The organism is Aporhodopirellula sallentina SM41 (genome assembly GCF_000346505.1).
GTDB lineage: Bacteria > Planctomycetota > Planctomycetia > Pirellulales > Pirellulaceae > Rhodopirellula > Rhodopirellula sallentina.
This window is the reverse complement of record NZ_ANOH01000341.1, coordinates 28,284-50,709: the sequence shown is the minus strand read 5'-3', so window position 1 is coordinate 50,709 and position 22,426 is coordinate 28,284. Positions and strand designations below refer to the sequence as shown.

Sequence of the window (22,426 nt, the reverse complement as noted above, 5' to 3'; positions counted from 1 at the left end):
TGAAGATTCGCACGAGATCGTTGCAATGGCTCCTCCCCGTCGTCCTCAATTGACGAGTCCTGAACCCGGTTGGGTGATCGAAATCACCGACGATCAAAGTCGCACGTTGGTCAACGTGGAAACGGATGTGTCGTATCACAGTCGATGTGGTGCGGCGGCGGAGTGCGACCACGTGTATCGATACAACGGTGGCTTTTCGCAAGAAGACCGTGACGCGTCAACGAGGCGGCGGCCGCGCACGATTCTCGAGATCGGGTTGGGTACCGGGCTCTCGATGCTTCGCACGTTGGACCACGCCGTTTCGCGTGACTGCCCGCTGCGATACATCAGTGTCGAGGTTGCTCCGTTAAAGACCGAAACGCTCCGGCAACTCGATCTCGGAAGAGGTCTGGGGCATCCGGAGTTGGTTGAAGAGTATCTGCGCTGGTACGAGCAGCACATCGAGCCGCTGCGAACGGTCGACGATGTCGGGGTTGCTCAACAAGAGCGTGGCTTGCGCGAGCAACAGCCTCTGACGCGAGTAAGTTGGACGCCGTCGGCGAACCGACGTGTCGAGATCACCGTTGGGAACGCGGTCGATTTTTTGCCTTGCGAAGATGTACTCGTCGACACGGTTTACCTCGATGCGTTTGATGCCAAGACGAGTCCAGAGTTATGGACGGTCGGGTTCCTGCGGGCGCTCGCGGAAAAAACTCGGCCCGGTGGTCGACTGGTGACCTACTGCGTTGCGTCCGAGATTCGGCGACGGATGGAGTCCGCCGGTTTTACGGTGCAGCGTGTTCCGGGGCCTCCCGGTGGTAAGCGGGAAGTGATGATCGCGTCACGCGTGGTGGTCGATTGATGTGTTTCGGTGGCGGATCGCGCCGACCGAAAGATTAAGCCCCGGTGTTAAGCGCGAGGATGAAACTCGCGATGGACGCGTTGCAGTCGGCTGTGTTCGACGTGGGTGTAGATTTGTGTCGTTTGAATGCTCGCGTGACCGAGCATCTCTTGAACTTGCCGCAGATCCGCACCGCCGGCGAGTAGGTGGGTCGCAAAACTGTGGCGTAAAGAGTGGGGGCTGATTTCGGAAAGGATACCGGCGCGATCGGCGTATCGTTTGACCAGTCGCCATAGCTGCACGCGATCGAGAGGGCGGCCGCCTCGGGAGAGAAACAACTCGTCGCAAAGGCTCGGGCCTCTCGCTGCCAAAATGCCGCGGGCGTGTGAGAGATACAATTCGATCGCTGCGATGGCTCGACCGCCGATCGGCACCATCCGTTGTTTGTCACCTTTTCCATGGCAGCGGAGGTGCTTTTCCGAAAGCGACAGGTCGCGGACCCGCAGCGAGCAAACTTCCGAGGCACGGCATCCCGTCGCGTAAAGAACCTCGAGCAGTGCCCGATCGCGTTCCCAAAACTGATCGCTCTTCTTTACCGCCGACAAGAACGCGTCGACTTCCGACGGGGATAGGACCCCGGGCATTCGCTGCCAGGACTTTTGCGTCGCGAGCAGTTCGGCGGGGTTTTCGGTCGCGATGCCTTCGAGTTGTAGGTATTTGTAAAACGTGCGAACGGCGACGATGTTGCGAGAGATCGACGCGGGGGCGAGTTCCCGATCGTGTAAAAATCCGATGAAATCCGATAGTTCGCTCACCTTCATCGTTTCCGGCTTGCGTCCGTCGAGCCATTTGACGAACTGCATCATGTCGCGGCGATACGCGTCGACGGTGTTCTTGGCGAGGTGGCACTCTCGCTTCAGATAAACCAGGAAATCCGCACAAATCGAATCGCTCGCGTCGACTTTCTTCGGAGCGGGTGCTCCGTTTTGCAACATCTGCAACTTGGTCAGTCGTTTTGCCATGCGAAATTTCCCGTCGCCGGTTGTTTGGTCGTGGGGCCGTGAGGACGTGGGGGCTGCGGTAACTCGTGGGCCTGGACGCCCGTGTCCCGTGTTAGCAAATCACTCGATTGGTTACCATGCGATTCTTATCGACGATTGTCCCTCTCGGATTGATTTTGATGAACGTTTTGGTTGTTGGTGGAGCCGGATATATCGGTTCGCATGCGGTCGCACGGTTACTCGCCGAAGGTCACCGCGTCGTTGTTTTTGATAATCTTTCCCGCGGTCACGCGCAGTCGGTGCCGGCGGAAACGTTTGTCAAAGGTGACCTGACCGATTCCGCATTGGTCGAGAAAACGCTGCATGAGAACGAAATCGACGTCGTGATGCATTTTGCGGCGTTCGCCGAAGTCGGTGAATCGGTTCGCGAACCCGCGATTTACTATCAAAACAACGTGGTCGCGACGTTGGCGTTGCTCGAGGCGATGCGTCAGATAGACGTTAAGAAAATCGTCTTCAGCAGCACGACGGCGACGTACGGCCAGCCGGAAAAAATGCCGATCGCGGAGACGACGCCGCAAAATCCGATCAACCCCTACGGCTTCACCAAGCTGGTCATCGAACGGGCGTTGGCCGATTACGCGAAAGCCTACGGGTTTGGTTATGCGGCGTTGCGCTACTTCAATGCCGCCGGTGCGAAACCGAGCGGCGAGATCGGTGAACATCACGACCCTGAGTCACACCTGATTCCGATCGTGCTGCAAGTCGCGCTCGGCCAGCGGGAAAGTATCACGATCTTTGGCGACGATTATCCAACCCCGGATGGAACGTGTATCCGCGATTACATCCACGTTGAGGATCTCGCCGACGCGCACCTGCGGGCGCTCGAGCGGCTAAAACCCGGCGAGGGAATTTGCGTGAACCTTGGGACCGGAAAAGGAATCAGCGTTCGCGAAATCGTCGACGCCTGTCGCGAAGTAACCGGTCATTCGATTCCCGCCGTCATTGGCGAAAGACGACCGGGCGACCCGGCGGAGTTGGTCGCTGATGCGAGGCTCGCCGAGAAGGTATTGGACTGGAAAGCAAAATACACCAACGTCAAAGACGTCGTCGCTACCGCGTGGCGTTGGCATCAATCCCATCCGCACGGTTATGAGACCTGAGGCGTTCCATTTCAGAACGCTCTCGTATTCCGACGTGGCTTGGTTTTCGGGTAGGCGGTAGTGATCTTGTGAAAGATCCTGATGCATGAGGATCTTTCACAAGATCCACTACCCAACATCTGAGCCGGACATGCGGCCAACTACTCTTTCTTCTTTCGCTTCGGTTGGTTCGTGTTGTTGTTGGCCGGGATGGGGCTTTCGTAGCCTTCGTACATTTCGGGTTTGATCCCGAGAGCATGGGTTTGGTTGCCGTACGTGTTGGGTTGAAACGGGCCGACGAAATCGATGTTCAGGTCGGGCGTTATTGCCGCTTCTTGACCGATCGCCCAGAAGATGCCGTTGATCATCAGGCGACGGTATCCATCGTTGGTGAGGTCTTCCGGTGTGCCGTAGAGTGAAGTGAAGACGCGGAAGTCTTTGCCGTCGGCCGATTGGTAGGTGCGTGTCCATTCGGATGGTTGAGGGGGAAGGCTTTCAACGATGGGCGAGTCCGGCGTCATGCCCTCGAGCGGTTGTGCCATCGTTAGGATTTGTCCGTCGATCGGTTTGCCAACATACGCACCGGCTTGAACCCAAACGTCCTTGACGCCTTGGACGATCGGGTGATCTCGCATTGCATCAAGGACTGTGATTCGTGTGCTCTGACGATGATTGCGTCCGTAGTGTCCGACCCAAGTTTGGCCGAGTACTTGATGGCCGAAACCGAGTTTGTAGTCGGCTGCTTCGCTCTTGAATGAGTACTTCTCGTACGGTTGACCTTTGGGAATTTGAAACGCGTGCGTTGACGTTCGCATGCCGACGACCGGCCCGCCACGTTGCAGGTAATCGTCGAAGTGTTTCATCTGATCAGCAGGAAGGTTTTGGAAACGCAGAAAGACAACGGCCAAATCTGCCGTTTGGAGTGCTTCCATCCCAGGTATGTTCGACGGAGTGCCCGCGACGATCTCGCCCGATTTTGGGTCGATATTGAATAGGACCGTGCACTTGAATCCGTGGTGTTTCGCCAAAATCCGCGCTAGTGCCGGCAACGACTCCTCGGACCGGTATTCGTGATCACCGGCCAAGAAAACAATGTGTTTCCCCTTTCCAACGCCTTGTTCACCTTCGAATACCAACGGTGCGGCGAACGACGGTGTGCACTGAAACAAGCAGGCGACGAGAAGGATTGTTTTGATAGAGGGCATGATTGTTGTTTTTCAAATGGGGAAGTGTTTTCTGGCAATGTGGCGTGAACCAAAAGTCTTATCACCGATCAGAAAACTTTTTTCAATGGATGCGCCGGCGGCGCTCGCTGCGGTAGCGTCGTATCAACCTTGGCGAACGCCAAATGGCTGATGGGGTCTCAGAAAGACTGCTGCCATTTTCAAAGGAATGGAGTTGGAACGAGACAGTTTAACTGCAACTCGATGTGGTGTTAGCCCGTCGTGGTTGTTCGCGACTGTAGTCGTTCCGGATTGTAATCGTGTCCACCGTGCTTCGTTGATTGTGGTGGCCTGTCTCTGCGGAAGCCAGTCGCTACAAAAGCCAGTCGCTGCCAAAACCAGTCGGCTGTGGCGGCCAGTTTGCTGCGTGAATCAGCCGAGATCGTGGATTGCCGACGCAACGGTGTCTTTTGTGATGCCTTGCACGTGCACGGTTTTGACGCGTGAGGTGAGCCCCGCGGTGATTTCAACACTCGATTTACTCGTGCCGAGCCATTTCGCGATGGATGCTTCGACGGCGGAGTTCGCTTTGCCGTTTTCCGGTGGAGCGGCCACGGCGACCTTGAGTGCTCCGTCGTGTTCCCCGCCGATGGATGGTTTTTTGGCTTTCGGGGTGACACGAACCGGGAAGACGCATCCGTCTTTTGTTTCTCTGATTTCAATCATGATGTTCGGGGGTTCACTCGTGATTACTGTCCTCGGTTCTGCAAACCGAGGATGTTTTTACCTCGTAAGGTTTTGGCCCTCAGATTGCGTTTTCGCCATCCGATGGGCGAGTCTGCAGCAGACGCAGTGCGTTGAAGATTACCAGCAGCGACGCGCCGGTGTCGGCGGCAATCGCGGCCCACAGCGATGCGTATCCGAGAAAGGTCATGACGACAAATAGGAATTTGATCCCGAGCGCGAACGTGATGTTTTGGCGAATGATCGAGAGTGTTCGCAGAGAATGGTCGCGGAGCCACGGTATCAAATCGAGATCGTCGGTCATCAAAGTAATGTCTGCGGTCTCGATTGCGGCGTCACTGCCGGATCCGCCCATCGCGATACCCAGGGTTGCGATCGCGAGAGCGGGCGCGTCATTCACTCCGTCGCCGATCATCGCAACGTTGCCGTATTCTTCGACCATCAATCCGACGACTTCGACTTTGTCTTCGGGCAACAATTGAGAGTGGACGTCGTCGATGCCCGCCGCGTCGGCGACTCGCTGTGCCGCGGAATCATGGTCACCGGTCAGCATCGACACGTGTTGAATGCCGGAGGAGCGGAGTTTTGAAACGACGTCTTTCGCGTTTTTGCGGATTGGGTCTCGCAGCAGGATGACGCCGAGAACGTCTTCGCCGCGTCCGAGAATCACAACGCTGTGATCGCGATACTCGGGAGTATCGATTCGCTGTGTAATTTGTTGGCAGCCGGCTGTTTGGTCGTGCATCAGTCGCCGTGATCCCATCCAGTAAGACCGACCGTCGATCGACGCCATCGTGCCTTTGCCCGGGATCGCGGTTACGTCCGCTGCGGACTGGGGTTGGACCTGTTGTTTTTTGGCGTAGTCGACAATCGCGAGCGAAAGTGGATGGCTACTTTGGGATGCGATTGCCGCGGCGAGCGATAGGAATTCGTCTTGATCGAGTTGAGTCGATCCAGGCTGTTGTTCGGGGAGGACAACGTCGGCAACAGAGGGGGCGCCGTGAGTCAATGTGCCGGTCTTGTCGAACGCGATCGCATCCAGGTTCGCGGGTAGCTCGATAAATACACCGCCTTTGATGAGAACGCCATGTCGGGCCGCCGACGTCAGTGCCGAGATAACACTCACCGGCGTGCTGATTACCAACGCACAAGGGCAGGCGATGACCAGCAGTACGAGAGAGCGATAGATCCAACTTTCCCACGAGGCGGCGAGCAGCAGTGGCGGGACCAGCATCACGAGCAAGGCGGAGATGAATACGATCGGCGTGTAAATCGCGGCGAACTTTTCCACCCACTGTTCCGACGCGGCGCGTTTGGATCCCGCCTCGCTGACCATTCGAATGATCCGGGCGAGTGTGGAGTCATCGGCGGTTTTCGTCGTTTGGATCGTCAAAACGCCGTCGCCGTTGATGGTGCCCGCGTAAACGGTGTCACCCACAATTTTCTCGTCCGGGATACTCTCTCCGGTGATCGGTGACTGATCGATGTCGCTCGTACCCGATTTCACGATCCCGTCGAGCGGAACTTTGTCACCCGGTCGGATCTGCACTGTCGATCCGATGGGAACTTCGTCGGGTGAGACTTCATGAACGTGTCCGCATTCGGCGAGCACCCTTGCGGTCGGAGGCGTCCACTGCATCAGGGAACTGATCGCGCGGCGGGCTCTTCCGATGCTCCAGGATTCCAGTAAGAGAGACAGGGAGAACAAAAACGCGACCGTGGCGGCTTCGACCCATTCGCCGATTGCGATCGCACCGACCACGGCGACGCACATGAGCAGGTTCATGTCGGGGCGAAGTGAACGGAGTGACCGCCAGGCCTTCGGAAGTACGAGAATCAACCCTGCGACGATACCGACGATGAACGTCGTCGCCGCGGGCAAAGAAATGCCATGCAGTGACGAGTCGATGAGCAATCCATCATCCGGCATCGTGTGCGCTTCGCCGCGTTGCAGTAACCATCCGAGCAAACCGCAGATACCGCTGACCACAGTGAGGATGGTGCGTCGATGTTTTTGCCAGGACGACTGCGTGTTTTCATCGGGCGACGATTCAACCCAAGGTTCGTAGCGCAGGCCGGTGCGTTGGATCGCGGCGTCGATTTGTTCGCTGGAGAACGTTGTGTCGTTGAGATCGACGGTGAGTTTTGCTCGGAGAAGATCAAACGTTAGGCGTGATTCGTCGTTGAGCAACGGCAACAGTTCTCGCTTGAGCAACGAGACTTCTTCGGCACAGTCGAGACCGTGGATTTTGCGTTGCAACGGGGCACGAGATGGCATGTGCGGTCTTGGGGATGTCGAGCCGAAACATTCTTTAGGATGGATTGCCGAGTGGTCAGGATAACCGATACGATTGATGCCTGTAGATACCGGGGCGTTTCGCCCCTCGGGGGATTCGATCTTCCCGGTTTGTTCACCGACCTCCTGTAGAAGTTTCTTAAATGACCACAGCCGCTGAAGACAAACTGGTGCGGATTGATGCCGATGGTGCGATCGAACGATTTCTCGATTTGACAGCGATTCCGGGGCGAAGCGGTGAGGAAGCGGGAGTGGCCGACGCGATCGTCAAAATGTTGATCGATGCGGGAGCCGAGTCTGATTGGATTGTCCGCGATGATGCTCATCAGCGAACACGCATACAAGGAAACTGCGGCAACCTGATTGTGAGTTTGCCGGGAAATGCTTCGCTGCCACGTACTTTATTGTCGGCTCACATGGACACGGTCCCGATTTGCGTCGGCGCGAAGCCGGTGATGAAGGAAGATTCGGAGTTGGGGCGAGTCGTCGTTGCGGAAGGTGATACGGGGCTAGGTGGTGACGATCGATCGGGGTGTGCGGTCATCTTGACTGCCGTGCTTGAAAGACTGCGTTATCTGAAAGAGCATCCCGATGCGGATTTGCCTCCCGCGGTGGTTTGTTTTTTGATCCAGGAGGAAGTGGGGCTCGAGGGGGCGCGGCATCTCGACCCGGCAAAGATTGGCGAGGTGGATCAAGCGCTCAACTTTGACGGCGGAACGTTGGATAAAATTCGTCACGGTGCGATCGGTGGAGAACGCATGCAGGCCACGGTTCATGGGTTTGCGTCGCATGCCGGCGTGGCTCCTGAGAAAGGGGTCAGCGCGATTGCGATTGCCGCCAAAGCGATTGCGGCATTGCACGACGCGGGATTGCACGGATTGATCGAACGCGATGGCAAACGGGGAACTTCCAATGTCGGAGTATTCCACGGCGGCGAGGCAACCAACGTGGTGACGCCGGAGGTTAAACTGAAGATCGAAGCGCGAAGTCATGACGCGGCGTTTCGCAGTTGGATCGTTTCGGAAATCAAGAATGCGTTGGAGAAGGCCGCTGCCGAGGTGACCGACGTCAGCGGTCGGTGCGGTCGGATCGAGTTCAGCAGCCATGTCGACTACGAAGCGTTCGCGTTGGATTTGGAGCACCCGTCCGTTGCGGGGGCACGTCAGTGGATTTCGCTGCTCGGGCGAGATCCGGTTTGTGAAGTTGCCAACGGCGGGCTCGATGCGAACTGGTTGTACATCCACGGGATCGAAGCCGTTACACTTGGATGCGGGCAGGCAGCGATTCATACCGCCGATGAACACTTGTTGGTTGATGAGTATCTCGACGCGTGCCGTTTGGCCGCGTCAATCCTGATGGCGAAATAAGCTGCACCGGTACTAGGTTCCGCGTCTGCTGAACCTTATAATAACTTCACGAAAAACCCGCCCCGTAACTAGCATTTTGGCCGTTGTCGTTTGTCTGAGTCTTGGCATCCCGGAGTGAATGTCTCGGAGTTGACCCATGTGGGGATGCGTCGGGCAAACAATCAAGATTCGTACTCGGTCATGGTTGCCGAGTCGGCCGAGCGTTTTGAGCGCCGCGGGCATTTGTTCGTCGTCGCCGACGGGATGGGGGCTCACGCGGCGGGGGAACTCGCGTCGAAGATCGCGTGCGAACAAATCGCGATGCGATACATCAGTTCGCAAAAAACGGACAAGGGGCAGGCTCTCGGTGAAGCCGTCCATCAGGCGAACACGGCCATCTATGATCGCGGGCAGAGCAATCCCGAATTTCACAACATGGGCACAACGGCGAGTTCGTTGGTGTTGTCCCGTGGGCAGGGATATGTCGCCCAGGTGGGTGACTCTCGAATCTACCGTTTGCGAAAAGGTGTGTTGGAGCAACTGACCTTCGACCACTCGTTGGTTTGGGAAATGCACGCGAGCGGCCAGATCCCCAGTGACAGCCCGCTCGGGAAATCGATTCCCAAAAATGTGATCACTCGATCGCTAGGGCCGGGCGCCCATGTGATGGTGGACATCGAAGGTCCGTTTGATCTGAAGCTCGGTGACCGTTTTCTGTTGTGCAGTGACGGTTTGACCGGATTGGTCGACGACGAAGACCTTGGCGTGCTGATGGACAGTTTGCCGATCGATAAGTTGACGCCGGTTCTCGTGGACTTGGCGAACCTGCGCGGTGGGCCTGACAACATTACGGTCATCGTTGTCGATATCACCAGTGATCAAATGGTGAAAAAGAAGAAGCCTGCTGCCGACAACGGGCAGGGTGGTTTTCAGTGGAATCGTCAGCATTCGTCGAGTGCCCTGTTGGCCGCGACGACGATTTGCTGGATCGGTGCGGCCGGATTCGCTGCGGCTGCTTACTGGGGCGGATCCAAATGGGCCGGGTCGGCGATCGCGGCTTTCATTCTCGGCGCGATCGCTCTAGCCGTGTGGGCGAGCGGGATCTTGGCGACGGATGATCATCGCCGGGCGCTCAACGCGAGGCGGCGAAACAAATCGGCATCGCGAAGTCCCGTGCAGGGAAGCTATGAATCAGGTTTGGAGGAGTCGGTTCTCGCCACGGGAAGCGGACCTTATCGACGATATGATGTGAACCAGCATCAAACCGTTTGTGTTCGTTTGGCGGGCGTCGTTTCTGAAATGAAGCAGACGTTCGACCAAAACCACTGGATGCTCGATTGGAGCGAGGTTCAGGATTTGCAAGACAAATCCAATGCGGCCCAGAACGCGGGGCAGTGGAAGGTTGCGATCGGTCATCAGTGTGACGCTGTGATCGCCGCCATGAACGTGCTGCGTCAGCATCAAGATGACTCGGCGAGCGATACCGCGGTCGATCTTTAGTAGTTGATCGCGTTTAGTCGCGATTGGATGGGCTTTTCGCTTGGCCGTTCTCGCGTAGTGGGTCTTGTTAAAGATTCTGCTGAATGAGGATCTTTAACAAGATCCACTACCGCTGGCGTGGAAAGCAAACCGCGTTGGAATGCTTCGCGAGATCGGCTACGTCAAATCTGAAAACGTGCTACGGACGTCGCTTCTTTTTCCGAGTCATCGGGTTGAGGCTGCGTCGGACTTCGGTTGGCTCTTCGTCCTCTTTCGCTTCGAGGACTGCGGCGGCGGTCGGTACCGGTTCAAAGCCTTCGATGGAATCGCGAACGAGTTCCTTGTTGATGCGTTGTTCGATGCTCGTCAAAGTATCGCCTTCGCCGGGAACCACGAACGTGAACGCGACACCGTCGCGGCCCATCCGTCCGGTTCGTCCGACACGGTGGACGTAATCGTCGCAGTCTTGCGGGACGTCGAAGTTAACGATGTGCGAAATCGTGGTGATGTCGATCCCGCGGCCGACCACGTCGGTGGCAATCAGCAGTTTGAGTTTGCGGTCGCGTAGGTTTTGCAGAACGCGGTCACGTTCGCGTTGTTGCAAGTCACCATGGATGCACCCACATGCTCCGTGATAGGTGCGAGAAAGACGCCGATGCAGTCGATCGGTACCCCGTTTGGTGCGGCAGAAAATAATTGCCTGTTCGGGATCTTCTCGTTCGAGAAGTTGTTCGAGCAGTTCGACCTTTCGATCGTTTGCGACGGTGAAGTAACGCTGTTCAATCGTGTCGACAGCCATCTCATTGCGACAGCAATCGATCACGACCGGTTCGGACATGTAGCTCTCGGCGAGGCGTCGCACGACCGGCGGGAGGGTTGCCGAGAGTAGCAGCGTTTGTCGGTTGCGAGGGCATTTGCGTAGGATTCTCTCGATTTGCGGTCGGAAACCGATATCGAGCATCCGGTCGGCTTCGTCGAGAACGACGCACCATGTTTTGTGCAGTCGCAGGGTGCCGCGCTGCAGGTGGTCGTGAATCCGACCCGGGGTTCCGACTACCAATTGGACGCCGTTTTCGAGTTGGCGCAATTGGCGGTTCATGTTTTTTCCGCCCGACAGCACCGCGATTTCGGTGGGTACACCGTGGGCGAGACGTGCGGCTTCGCCGGCGACCTGGTCTGCCAATTCCCGGGTGGGAACGACAACGACCGCCTGCGGGTCGCGGCATTCTTCCAGAGAATCGAGTTGTTCGAGGATCGGAATCGAGAACGCGGCGGTCTTGCCGGTGCCCGTCCGGGCTTGTCCGATCACGTCGGTTCCGTCGAGTGCGTACGGAATCAGCGACGCCTGGATGGGCGACGGTTTGGTAAAGCCCGCTTTTGCAATCGCTCTCCGCATGACGGGAGAGAGGTCTAACTCGTCAAAAGATTCCATGTCGGGGGGAAGGACGACGGGTCCCACCGATTCCAACAGGGCGATTGTATCTTCAGGTTCTTCGAAGCGAGAGGCGCGACCGCCCCCGCTCTTCCGGTTGTTTCGGTGACTTCTTGAGTAGCTCATGTGGAAAGTTTATCGTGTCGCTTCGGTTTGCAACACTAGCCCGTGTCGTTGGCGGGGAGTGCATTGCCAATTTTTAATGGTTTTTGACGGCAAGATCGCGCAGCTTGGGGGAGCCGACGGGCACTTCCTTGATGAACTCCCCCTATTTTCTCAATAACCACCTCCATCAACGATAACGACTATGTTCCGTCTCGCCGCATGTTGGTCTCCCGTCTGCCTGTCGGTCGGGGTGATCACGTTGGGATTTCTCTTTGGCGGGTGTGAGGTGGTCGGACAAAGCGAGAGCGATACCGTGGCGAAGAATTTGAACGTGCCGTTGCCGACGATTGGCGGGGCTCAGTTGTGGACCGACCTGGAAAACCGCTCCGGATACCGTTTGCAACGCAACGCGTTATCGGGGCACTGCCGGGTACTCGATCCGAGCAATATTCGCCGCGGGTGGGGCACCGAAACGGAAGCGATGGAGCTGCTCGACAATCTGTGTGCCGACGTTCCGGAGCCTTCCGCAAAACCGACCGTGGTATTGATCCACGGTTTGATGCGGACCGACTCGTCGATGAAATCGCTCGAAAAAGCACTGCGTGCGGACGGGTATGACCAGGTCATTCGATTCGGATACGCGAGCACGCGATCGGGGCTCGCAGAGTCGGCGGCCGCGCTGCGCCGCGTGCTCGAAGGGCAACATCCCGAGACCGAGTTCTGTTTTGTCGGCCACAGCATGGGCAACATCGTGACGCGTCATTTGATCGGTGATTTGCAACGCGACGGTGACCCCGCGAATCTGTTGCCGCGTTGCCGGGCGATGGTGATGGTTGGGGCCGCCCAATCACGGCGCCGTGATCGCGAAACGGCTCGCGGCGACAGGGATTTTTGGTTTGGTCGCCGGTCCCGGCGCGATGGAGCTCGGAACCGGATGGGAGGACGTCGAGTCGAAACTCGCGACGCCGCCGTTTCCTTTCGCGATCGTTGCCGGCAAAGTTGGAGCCCGGGCCGATTCGCAATCCGCTCGTCGAGGGAGACAGTGACTTCGTCGTTGGGCTCGAGGAAGCGAAGCTCGATGGTGCCTTGGAGACGCACGAGGTGCCGGTGTTGCACTCGTTCCTAATGAATGACACGGACTGTCAGAAGTGGACCATCGATTTTCTCGACTCGCACGCTGTCCGTTAATCGCTGCGAAACGGCGTCGTGGTCGAAGGCTTATCCGCGCAATCAGTTTTCGGCGGCGAATCGGCGACGCAGGAAGTCACCGGTCAGTGACTCTTGGCACTGCGCGACGGTTTCGGGCGGGCCTTCGGCGATGATGCGTCCGCCTTCGGTTCCACCCTTGGGGCCGAGATCGATGAGCCAATCGCATGCGGCGAGAAGATCAGTGTGGTGTTCGATCACCAGCACTGTATTGCCTTGGTCCACGAGCCGGTCGAGAACATCGAGCAATCGTTGGACGTCAGAGAAGTGCAGCCCGGTCGTTGGTTCGTCGAGCAGGTAGAGCGTCTGACCGGTGCCCGGTCGTGCCAATTCGGTGGCGAGTTTGATTCGTTGGGCCTCGCCGCCGCTGAGCGTGGTGCTCGATTGACCGAGCGTGACGTAACCGAGTCCGACGTCATAGAGTGACGAAAGAAGCGTGTGAACCTTTGGAACGTTTTCGAAAAACTCCAATGCGGCTTCGATCGTCATGTCGAGCACGTCGGCGATGGTCGCGCCTTTGAACCGGACCTGCAGCGTTTGCCGATTAAAACGTTTGCCGCCACACCGCGAGCATTCAATCAGCAGGTCGCTGAGGAAATTCATTTCGATCCGCTCGAATCCGTTCCCTTTGCACAAGTCGCAGCGGCCGGCGGGTGAGTTGAAACTGAAACGTGAGGCGGAAAAGCCGAGCGTTTTGGACGCGCGGGTGGATGCGAACACGTTGCGAATCGGATCGAGCACGCCCGCGTAGGTGGCTGGGCACGAACGGGTGGTTCGTCCGATGGGTGACTGGTCGATGGCGATGAGTTTGTCGAGTTTGTCGGCGCCGGTGAGTTTGGTGTGCGGCCCTGCCGGTTTGCTGACCAATCCGAGGTGCGAGGCGACGGCGGGATAAAGCGTGTCAACAATGAGCGAGCTCTTCCCGCTGCCCGATACGCCGCTGATCCCGACGAGTAGACCGAGTGGTACCTTCGCGGTCACGTTGTCGAGGTTGTGCAGGCGAGCACCTCGCAGAGTCAACCATTCGTTGCGCCGGGGTTGTCTGCGTTCGCGGTCGAGTTGGATGGCGTGTTCGCCGGAAAGGAAGCGACCGGTTGGGCTGTGTTGGTCATCGGCGACCTCATCGGGGGTGCCTTGGCTGACGAGGTGTCCGCCGTGGACTCCAGCGCCGGGGCCGATATCGATCAGGTGGTCGGCGGCTCGCATCGTGTCCTCGTCGTGTTCGACGATGACGATCGTGTTGCCTTGCCCCTTGAGTTCATTGATCGCACCGAGCAACCGATCATGATCGGCGGGGTGAAGCCCAATAGATGGTTCATCGAGGACATAACAAACGCTGACCAAACCGCTGCCGATGCAGGTCGCCAAACGAATCCGTTGCAGTTCACCGCCACTGAGGGTGTCGGCGGAGCGATCGAGCGAGAGATAGTCGACTCCCACGCGTCGTAGGAAATCGATCCGCCGGACGACTTCGTCTTGGATCGGCGCGGCGACGCGTTGTTGAAGTGCCGATAGCGAATCGGTGATGTTTTGGATCCAGGTCTGCGAATCGACCAACGGCATCGAAACCACCGAAGCGATCGATTCGTCTTGGATTTTCACCGCGAGGGCTTCCGGGCGCAGTCGCCCGCCGTCGCAGTCCGGGCATGTACGCAGCGTCGTCGGTTCATCACGGGAGGCTTTTTTACGGCCTCTCGTCGCCGAGCTTTTACGGCCTGGTCGACTTTTGCGAGATTTGGAGTTATTCGAGTCCTCGACCACGCCGAGTCCGTCGCAGGTCGGACAGGCACCGTAGGGGCTGTTAAAGCTGAATGTTCGTGGTTCGAGTTCTTCGAAGCTGGCACCGCACTCGATGCACGCCATCGCGGTACTGAACAGTTTCGATTCGGGCTCGCCAGCGGGCGGTTCGATCAGGGCGGAAACGAGTCCGTCGGAGAGTCGGATGGCCAAACGCGTGGACTCGTCGAGCCGCGAATCGACGCCTTTCTTGAGGACGATTCGGTCCACGACGGCTTCGATCGTGTGGTTTTTTCGTATCGCGAGCGGCGGCACATCTTCGAGCAGATAGACCTCGCCATCGACGCGGGCGCGTACCAGTCCCTGCGATGCGATCTTCTCAAAAACATCGCTGTGCGCCCCCTTTCGACCACGCACCATCGGGCTCATCAGTGTCAGTTTGGTGCGCTGTGGATAGGCAGCGATCGATTGGACGATCGCGTCCGGCGTTTGTGTCGAGATCGTGCTGCCACAATGCGTGCAGTGCGGGGTGCCGACGCGTGCGTAGAGCAATCGCAGGTAATCGTAAATTTCAGTGACCGTTGCGACCGTGCTGCGTGCCGATTGCGTGCCGCTTTTTTGATCGATCGATAGCGTCGGTGCGAGGCCGTCGATCAGGTCCACGTCCGGTCGTGGGATCGCGTCGAGGTATTGCCGCGCGTAGGTCGACAGCGTGTCGATGTATTGGCGTTGGCCTTCGGCAAAGAGCGTGTCGAAGGCGAGCGAACTTTTCCCGCTGCCGGATACACCCGTGATCACGGTGAGCGAATCTCGAGGGATATCCACGTCGAGATTTTTGAGGTTGTGAACGCGTGCACCGCGGATGCGAATCGGTGGGCTCAAACGGATCGGCTCGAAAGTGGGACGGACGACTAACGCAGCAGCTCGAGAAGGGTCGCGCTCATGGTGAACCCGTTGAGGACGAAGTGCACCACGATCGATGGCACCAGCGAGCCGGTTTGGCGGTAGAGGTATCCTAGACCCAAGGAAAGGAAGAACAGCGGGATCGGAGCGAGCCCTTGTCCCCAGTGCATGACGGCAAACAGGATGCTCGCAACGACGATCGGCCAGATAGCCGTCGGCGTCCAGTCTGATCGGGTGGAGAAGTCTGCGGCCAGTTCGGCCGGAGTCGGTTGCTCGCTCAGCGGTGTGCCTGCAACTTCGGCCGGCCGTGGCGACGCGTAGGGATCGGTTGCGATCGGTTCGGATGGAACTGTTTCAGCGGCGATCGGTTCGGCGGGAATCGTATGCGTGTTGGCGAGCGGCGTGCCCAGCGGGGAGCTCGTCAGTTCGACGCGGGCGGGGCCGGTGGTTTCACCGTCTGCTTCGGTAGTTGCGTTTGACATCGAAGCGTTCGGTAACGCGATTGCCCAACGCCTCGTGTCGTGCATGGCGTCCGCGATCCGTTGCAGGCCGCCTTGCAGGATGCCTCGGAACCAGAACTCTTCCACGATCGGCGTCACGATTGCGGTCGTGAAGAACAACGCAGCGAAAACGGCGAAGTCCGGCGAGGAATCGGGGCCGTCCGGTTTGAGTGCTTCCAGAACCGGGTGCGAGTATTTCTGCAGGACCGAAACCAACCCCATCAGTAACATCGTCGGCGGAAGGATCAGCCATGCGGATTTGAATCCGAGTGTCACGTCGCCTTTTTCGGGCAACCAACCGATTTTGGGGCGTTCGTGTCGCACCGACCCAGTGATCTGTTCACCGGTGTGGGGGCGAATGCGAGGTCGAAACGCGAGCGCGAGCCACATCGTGACAATCGTTGCGGTCACCATCGATGCGGAACTGAGCAAGAGCTGCAGCACGGAAATTTCGGGAGCACCCGCGGTTGCCTCTTCCGCATCCCCATCACCGGCATCTGCCTGCGTGACGTCATCGGAATTGATGACGTTGTCGGCCGTGATCGTGGGTTCCGCCGTCGCCGGAATGTCGGCCGATGTGTACTGCTGAGCGAGTTGGTTGTACTGCAGGTTGGCGACGATCAGGACGGCAAAGAAGAACAGGAAGTAGAGCGGGTTCCAGTACGGACGGGCCCGAGGACGCTCGGGGAGCAACGCACCTTCGCCGAAGAAACGAACGCGGCGGCGCAGCAACGAGATCCACTTGATGAGCGAGGTCGTAAAAGCAAAAAGGATCAGGAGTGAGATTCCGGTCAGCAACCACTCGTATCCGGAGAGTTCCGCGACTTCGATAGCGGCGGTTGCATCAGGTGCCATCGCCTCGGTGGAGGCGTCGGGCGAGGTCACAGGGTTTTGCATGAGACTCAGGTTCGATCCGAGAGCGAGTCAGCCGTCGTCTCGTCCTGGCGAGGTGCCGGGGGTGACGAGACGGCCGGTTCGTCGGGTGCCGATTCGGACGCAATCGCATCAGCGGCAGTGGTTGGAGTCGCGGCGGCTTGGGTCAGCGTTTGCGGGGAGGACTGCATCACGCGAGCGGCGATGAGTGTGTAGTCGACGCCGGAATAAACGGTGATGAAGATCGCGCCCCAGAGAAGCACCTGAGTCGCGATGCTCAGCCAAGCCGGAACCGGAAGGATCACAAATGTAAGCAACGCGGCAACGACGGCGGCGCACTGAACCACCATTTTCCATTTGCCGAGCCAACTCGCCGAGAAGTCGCCGCCGGCCCCTTCGATAATTCCACGAAGGCTAGTCACCAGCAGTTCGCGGGCGACAACCACGGTTGCCATCCAAGACTTTACCGGACTGTCGTCGACTTCCACCAACGCGATGAACGAACCGCAGATGATGATCTTGTCGACAAAGGGGTCAAAGATACGGCCGAGTTTGGTGACCTGGCCGTACTTTCGTGCCCAGTAACCGTCCATCCAATCCGTCGAAACGGCGATCAAGAAAACGACCAACGCGGGCCATGTCTCTCGCATCGGGATCAAGACAACCACCGCGATCGCCAACGCGAATCGCACTGTCGTCAGTGCGTTCGGCACGTTGTAGATCGAGGGACTCGGCATGGAAGTGTCCGTGGCGAAAGGAGTGGGAACAGCCGGGAAGGGGCGATGCGATTGTTGGCGACGACTCGCAATGCCAGCGTCGCCAAACGGTATCGAACACCTGATTGACGATAACTTATCCCACCGCTCGGCTCTCGCCAACCGAGCGTCACTCCTTGCCCCGGCTACCTATCTCCGCCGGCGCTCTGTTTTTTGTCCGCTGAGGCTCTGTTTTTTGTCCGCCGAGGCTCTATTTTTTGGCGTGAGCAAGCGCCATCAGGCAGTATGCGGTCACCAGTTGGCGGTCACCTTCCATCCAACGGTCACTTTCGCGGTTCACCCACGATCCGTCTTCTTGTTGAGACGCTTCGAGGGTGTTCACCAAATCGGCTCGCCAATCGTGTGTTTCGCCGCCCTCGACATCGACCACTTCGAGGCCGGCAACGTCCAACGCCTTGGCAAAGGTGTGGTAGTAGTAGAACAGCCCCTGTGCTCCCATCCCCGGGTTCTTATCGAGCGAATAGTTTTCGCGGATAAAACCGAGTGCCGCTTTGACGCGAGGGTCGTCCGGCGTCAGGCCTGCGTAGATCATGCTTTTCAAACCCGCGTAGGTCATCGAGCCGTAACTGCGGAGTCCGCCGTTGGGTTCTTCGCCGGCTTTGCTTTGACCGCCTGCTGCGGGGGTGTAGTAGAAGCCGCCGTCGCCGATTTTTTCGCCATGGGCGGTGTCATTTCCGACGTCGGTGCCTTCCGGTGGGGCGAGATTTTGCGTGCGAGCGACGAACTTCAACGCTTTTTGAATCGCCTCATCGTCGGCGTCGTTGCCCAATTCATGGAGAGCCTCGATCAGGAACGAGGTGTTCGAAAGGTCTGGTCGCGAGTGGCTGCCGTAGCCGGCGCCTCCGTAGGCGGTGTCATCCGGCGAGACGCCTTCTCCGGCATCCCACTGGATCTCTTTCAAGAACATTTCTGCCCGGCGAAGAATACTGTCGTACTTTTCTGCCCCGTCGTCGGAGGCATTCTTCGCGGCCACGAGGGCGAGAACGGAGGACGATGTCTCGTAATTGCGATACAGGGATCCGGTTTCGTAGATCCCACCATCGGGCTGGATCTTCGATTTGAGAAACTCCAGCGATTTCTTGACGACCGGATCATTGACCGCCGCGGCGGGGCGGTGCTCCAAGATGGCACGGACGCAAAGCCCCGTCACCGCGGCTCCGGTTTCCCCGCTGAAGGCCCCGTTTTCGGTTTGGCCGCGGGTCCGCAGGAACTCGATGCCTCGGTCGACCATTTGATCGATCCGGTAGTCCAGGTTCTCGGGAGCTGCCGTTTTTCCGGCCGACTCCGCACGTACGAGGGTGATCGGGGCGAGTGATGCCGCACAGACAACCACGGCCAAAGTTGGGGTGGTCATTCCGCGAAAAATGCGAGTCATCATGGGGGATTGGTTCTCCACAGCGTTCAAGTTTTTGTTTGAGAAACGGGGAATCGGTTGCCGGGGCCACGCGAGTCAACGAGGCGGCTCTTTCGGGACGTCAGCGAGATTCGCTTTGGGATCGCTCACGTCGAAATGGGCACTCGCATATTGTCAGTCGTTGAGAATGCTATCGATGAGTGTAGCGAGATGTTCGTTAGCCGGGCGGTTTTGCGTCGGGTTCGATCGCCTCGAAGGCCGGTCGGCCGCGCTGGCGCCACGCCTGCCTGGCGTTGTGCCGGGGGATGGACGCAATTCTCGTTCCTTTCGTGCAGAGAATGCGAAGGTTACCCCTAGAACAGATCGTTCGTCGACGCGATACTCAGTGAAACAATTCGCCCCTCGCCGAATCCGTGTGAACTCGTTCGAAATGCGGCCAATCGCGAGGGTGCCTTCCGCCATGAAGACATTGTCTATGACCCATTCAAATCAAGCTTCCAAACCGGCAAAACTCGCTCTCCAGGATGGCACGGTCTACGCAGGCCGCTCCCTCGGTGCCACCGGAGAAGTGGCCGGAGAGGTGGTCTTCAACACGTCGATGACGGGGTACCAGGAGATCCTGACGGATCCGAGTTACTGTGGTCAAATCGTCACGATGACCTATCCCGAAATTGGAAATTACGGCGTGAACTCGATCGACGTCGAGCGCCACCAGACCTCGCTGGCGGGATTCGTCATCCGCAACGAAAGCCGAATCCACAGTAACTATCGGTCCGAAGGGGCCCTCGCTGAGTACCTCGCGAAAAACAACGTGATGGGACTGATGGGCATCGACACCCGCGCCCTCGTTCGCCGGATCCGCAGCGAAGGAGCGATGCAGGGAGTCCTCTCGACCGACGATCTCGATGACGAGTCGCTGGTCGCGAAAGCCAAAGCGGCACCGAGCCTCGTCGGACGCGATATGGTCCAACAGGTCATGCCGGCCCAACAAGAGAAGTGGACCAACGAACTCGACGAATGGACCGCGGTGGAAGTTGCTCGCGGAGCAACAATTGTCACCAACGCCGACGACCTCGACGACTCGGATCGTCCTCACGTCGTTTGCATGGACTTTGGGATGAAATGGAACATTCCGCGGCATCTGCGTTCGCGCGGCAACCGCGTCACGATCGTCCCAGGGAACACTTCGGCGGACGACATCCTGCGTCTCGAGCCGACCGGTGTGTTTCTCTCCAACGGACCTGGCGACCCCGAGCCGCTGACGTACGCGCACGAGTCGATCTCGAATCTGATCGGCAAGGTTCCGGTGTTCGGTATTTGCCTCGGGCACCAACTGCTCTCACTCGCCTGTGGGGCGAAGACGTTCAAACTGAAGTTCGGCCACCGTGGTGCGAATCAACCGGTGATCAACGTCAAAACGGAGAAGGTCGAGATCACGACCCAGAACCATGGGTTCGCGGTCGATGACAAAGACCTGCCGGATTGCCTCGAGGTGACCCACCGTCACTTAAACGACGATACGATCGCCGGGGTGCGTCACCGAGACGCGGACGCGTTTGCGGTGCAGTATCACCCGGAGGCCGCCGCCGGTCCCCACGACAGCCACTACCTGTTCCAACAGTTTCAAGAGAGCCTGTCCGCCGCACAGCCGGCCGGCTAGCCGATGTCGGACGCGGTCCGCTGCACGGGAGCGTTGACGGTGTAGATGTTTTTCGACTCCGTCATTAGCCGCCCGATCTTCGAACCTAGCGATTCGAACCTAGCGATTCAGACCAAGCGTTCGAACCAAGCAACTGCCACCAGCCCGCGGATCATTCCAATGATCCATCCCATGCGGGCTGGCGTTGGGCCGGTTTTCTGAGGCCGCGAGTGGTCTTCTCAAAACGGCAGCTACGCTGCTAAAAGCGTCAAACGCTCATCAGGCGTTTGATTTGTTCATCGTCGACCATTCCTTCCCATCTCTTTTTCTCTCGACCTCGACCTATGGCCCCAAAGACAGCGATCAGCCCAACCCGTGCGGTGGATTATCCCGAGTGGTATCAGCAGGTGATTCGTGCGGCCGATTTGGCCGAAAATTCGCCGGTCCGCGGGTGCATGGTGATCAAACCATGGGGCTATCAGCTTTGGGAGAACGTCCAGCGAGCCTTGGATGACATGTTCAAGGCGACCGGTCACCAGAATGCGTACTTCCCGCTGTTCATCCCGATGAGCTACCTCGAAAAGGAAGCCGAGCACGTCGAGGGATTCGCCAAGGAGTGCGCCGTCGTCACTCACCACCGGCTCGAGCCCGATCCCGAAGGCGGATTGCGACCGGCGGGCAAACTCGAAGAACCGTTGATCGTTCGCCCAACGAGCGAAACGATTATCGGTGCGACGTACGCGAAGTGGGTGCAGAGCTATCGCGACCTCCCGATCCTCGTCAACCAATGGGCCAACGTGGTTCGGTGGGAGATGCGGACACGGATGTTCTTGCGAACCGCCGAGTTCCTGTGGCAGGAAGGTCACACCGTTCACGCGACTGCGGAAGAGGCGATCGCGGAAACGGAGCAAATGGTGGATGTCTATCGTGACTTCGCCCAGGATTGGATGGCGATGCCGGTCATCGTCGGCAGCAAGACGCCGAAGGAGCGATTCCCCGGTGCGGTCGAAACCTTGTCGATCGAAGCGATGATGCAGGACCGCAAAGCATTGCAGGCGGGGACGAGTCACTTCCTCGGGCAGAATTTTGCCAAGGCGCAAGAGATCAAATTCCAAAGCGAAACCGGAGGCATCGAATACGCGTGGACGACGTCGTGGGGCGTCAGCACCCGGTTGATCGGAGCACTGATCATGACCCATAGCGATGACGACGGGCTCGTGTTGCCACCGCGATTGGCACCTTCGCATGTCGTGATCCAACCGATCTACAAAGACGACTCGCGCGCCGAAGTGATGGAGTACGTCAATTCGCTTCGCGATGAAATCGCGGCGCAGACTTTTAACGGCGCACCCATCCGTGTGATCATCGATGACCGGGACATCCGCGGTGGCGAGAAGAAGTGGTATCACGTCAAACGTGGCGTCCCGATTCGATTGGAAATCGGACCGAAGGATATTGCCAAGAACAGTGTCTTCTGCGGGATTCGTAACCAACCGAAGAGTTTTGGGATCTCGCGTGAGGAACTCGTGCAAACGATCTCAACCAAACTCGACACGCTGCAAAACGAACTGTTTGCCGCCGCCTTGAAGCTTCGCGAAGACAACACGGTTAGCATCAAGAGCGAGGCCGAGTTCCGAGACTTCTTCGCGACGAAGGACGAAGACGGAATCCACGGTGGTTTTGCGAATTGCTACTTTGCCGACGAAGACGCACTCGATCCGCTGCTGAAAGAGTTGAAAGTGACGATTCGTTGCGTCCCACGCGAAGGGAACGACGAACCGGGAACGTGCTTCTTCACCGGCAAACCCGCCGAGAAAATCGGCGTCTTCGCCAAGGCGTACTAAAGCATTCTGGATGATGATGTGGCCGGGGTCGCCAGACTTCGGTGGCCTGAATTCCGGCGAATCCAG

16 protein-coding genes are annotated in these 22,426 nt (G+C 58.2%); 7 read left to right on the top strand and 9 right to left on the bottom strand.

Translation table 11 applies throughout. The features are described from left to right. Positions 1-25: 25 nt before the first annotated feature. Entirely contained in the window at positions 26-841 is an 816-nt protein-coding gene (mnmD, locus tag RSSM_RS22565; RefSeq protein ID WP_008684503.1) for a tRNA (5-methylaminomethyl-2-thiouridine)(34)-methyltransferase MnmD, read from the top strand. A 47-nt stretch (positions 842-888) separates the two neighbouring features. Here the strand turns inward: mnmD and xerD are convergent, their stop codons facing one another. Then, on the bottom strand, positions 889-1,842 hold the full coding sequence (gene xerD, locus RSSM_RS22560) for a site-specific tyrosine recombinase XerD (RefSeq protein ID WP_008684501.1): 954 nt from the start codon (positions 1,840-1,842) through the stop codon (positions 889-891). 116 nt (positions 1,843-1,958) lie between these two features. Here xerD and galE point away from each other — a divergent pair, with 116 nt between their 5' ends. Then, on the top strand, positions 1,959-2,984 hold the full coding sequence (galE, locus tag RSSM_RS22555) for a UDP-glucose 4-epimerase GalE (RefSeq protein ID WP_008684499.1): 1,026 nt from the start codon (positions 1,959-1,961) through the stop codon (positions 2,982-2,984). A gap of 140 nt (positions 2,985-3,124) precedes the next feature. Here the strand turns inward: galE and RSSM_RS22550 are convergent, their stop codons facing one another. The 3 genes from RSSM_RS22550 to RSSM_RS22540 all read right to left on the bottom strand — a co-directional run bounded on the left by RSSM_RS22550 (position 3,125) and on the right by RSSM_RS22540 (position 7,148). Continuing rightward, complete coding sequence (locus tag RSSM_RS22550) at positions 3,125-4,168, bottom strand: ThuA domain-containing protein (RefSeq protein WP_008684495.1); 1,044 nt, start codon at positions 4,166-4,168, stop codon at positions 3,125-3,127. Positions 4,169-4,558: 390 nt separating this feature from the next. Then, complete coding sequence (locus RSSM_RS22545; protein ID WP_008684493.1) at positions 4,559-4,852, bottom strand: DUF167 domain-containing protein; 294 nt, start codon at positions 4,850-4,852, stop codon at positions 4,559-4,561. Positions 4,853-4,931: 79 nt separating this feature from the next. Beyond that, positions 4,932-7,148, bottom strand: a complete 2,217-nt coding sequence (locus tag RSSM_RS22540) for a heavy metal translocating P-type ATPase (RefSeq protein ID WP_008684491.1) — start codon at positions 7,146-7,148, stop codon at positions 4,932-4,934. Positions 7,149-7,309: 161 nt separating this feature from the next. Here RSSM_RS22540 and RSSM_RS22535 point away from each other — a divergent pair, with 161 nt between their 5' ends. Then, a complete protein-coding gene (locus RSSM_RS22535; protein ID WP_008684488.1) occupies positions 7,310-8,533 on the top strand; it encodes a M20/M25/M40 family metallo-hydrolase in 1,224 nt (407 codons plus the stop codon). 90 nt (positions 8,534-8,623) lie between these two features. Further along, positions 8,624-10,012, top strand: a complete 1,389-nt coding sequence (locus tag RSSM_RS22530) for a PP2C family protein-serine/threonine phosphatase (protein ID WP_236621313.1) — start codon at positions 8,624-8,626, stop codon at positions 10,010-10,012. Positions 10,013-10,190: 178 nt separating this feature from the next. On the opposite strand, the gene RSSM_RS22525 is transcribed toward RSSM_RS22530, so the two are convergent. After that, positions 10,191-11,549 (bottom strand): DEAD/DEAH box helicase, encoded by a 1,359-nt coding sequence (locus tag RSSM_RS22525; protein ID WP_044303310.1) that lies wholly within the window; start codon positions 11,547-11,549, stop codon positions 10,191-10,193. Positions 11,550-11,730: 181 nt separating this feature from the next. On the opposite strand from RSSM_RS22525, the gene RSSM_RS22520 reads away from it, so the two are divergent. Beyond that, positions 11,731-12,654: an esterase/lipase family protein gene (locus RSSM_RS22520; RefSeq protein WP_008684483.1), complete on the top strand. Its 924-nt coding sequence runs from the start codon at positions 11,731-11,733 to the stop codon at positions 12,652-12,654. Between the two features lie 104 nt (positions 12,655-12,758). On the opposite strand, the gene uvrA is transcribed toward RSSM_RS22520, so the two are convergent. The 4 genes from uvrA to RSSM_RS22500 all read right to left on the bottom strand — a co-directional run bounded on the left by uvrA (position 12,759) and on the right by RSSM_RS22500 (position 18,901). Beyond that, positions 12,759-15,353 (bottom strand): excinuclease ABC subunit UvrA, encoded by a 2,595-nt coding sequence (gene uvrA, locus RSSM_RS22515; protein ID WP_008684481.1) that lies wholly within the window; start codon positions 15,351-15,353, stop codon positions 12,759-12,761. Between the two features lie 29 nt (positions 15,354-15,382). Next, positions 15,383-16,771, bottom strand: a complete 1,389-nt coding sequence (locus tag RSSM_RS22510) for a CPBP family intramembrane glutamic endopeptidase (protein WP_044303308.1) — start codon at positions 16,769-16,771, stop codon at positions 15,383-15,385. Positions 16,772-16,776: 5 nt separating this feature from the next. Continuing rightward, complete coding sequence (gene pgsA / locus RSSM_RS22505) at positions 16,777-17,484, bottom strand: CDP-diacylglycerol--glycerol-3-phosphate 3-phosphatidyltransferase (RefSeq protein ID WP_008684477.1); 708 nt, start codon at positions 17,482-17,484, stop codon at positions 16,777-16,779. A 229-nt stretch (positions 17,485-17,713) separates the two neighbouring features. Beyond that, positions 17,714-18,901 (bottom strand): prenyltransferase/squalene oxidase repeat-containing protein, encoded by a 1,188-nt coding sequence (locus RSSM_RS22500; RefSeq protein ID WP_008684475.1) that lies wholly within the window; start codon positions 18,899-18,901, stop codon positions 17,714-17,716. A gap of 451 nt (positions 18,902-19,352) precedes the next feature. On the opposite strand from RSSM_RS22500, the gene carA reads away from it, so the two are divergent. Together carA and proS are read left to right on the top strand one after the other, a co-directional pair. Beyond that, positions 19,353-20,537: a glutamine-hydrolyzing carbamoyl-phosphate synthase small subunit gene (gene carA / locus RSSM_RS22490; protein ID WP_008684472.1), complete on the top strand. Its 1,185-nt coding sequence runs from the start codon at positions 19,353-19,355 to the stop codon at positions 20,535-20,537. Positions 20,538-20,860: 323 nt separating this feature from the next. Then, the gene (proS, locus tag RSSM_RS22485) at positions 20,861-22,360 is read left to right on the top strand and encodes a proline--tRNA ligase (RefSeq protein WP_008684468.1); all 1,500 of its coding nucleotides are present in this window, start codon (positions 20,861-20,863) and stop codon (positions 22,358-22,360) included. The last annotated feature ends 66 nt before the right edge of the window (positions 22,361-22,426 follow it).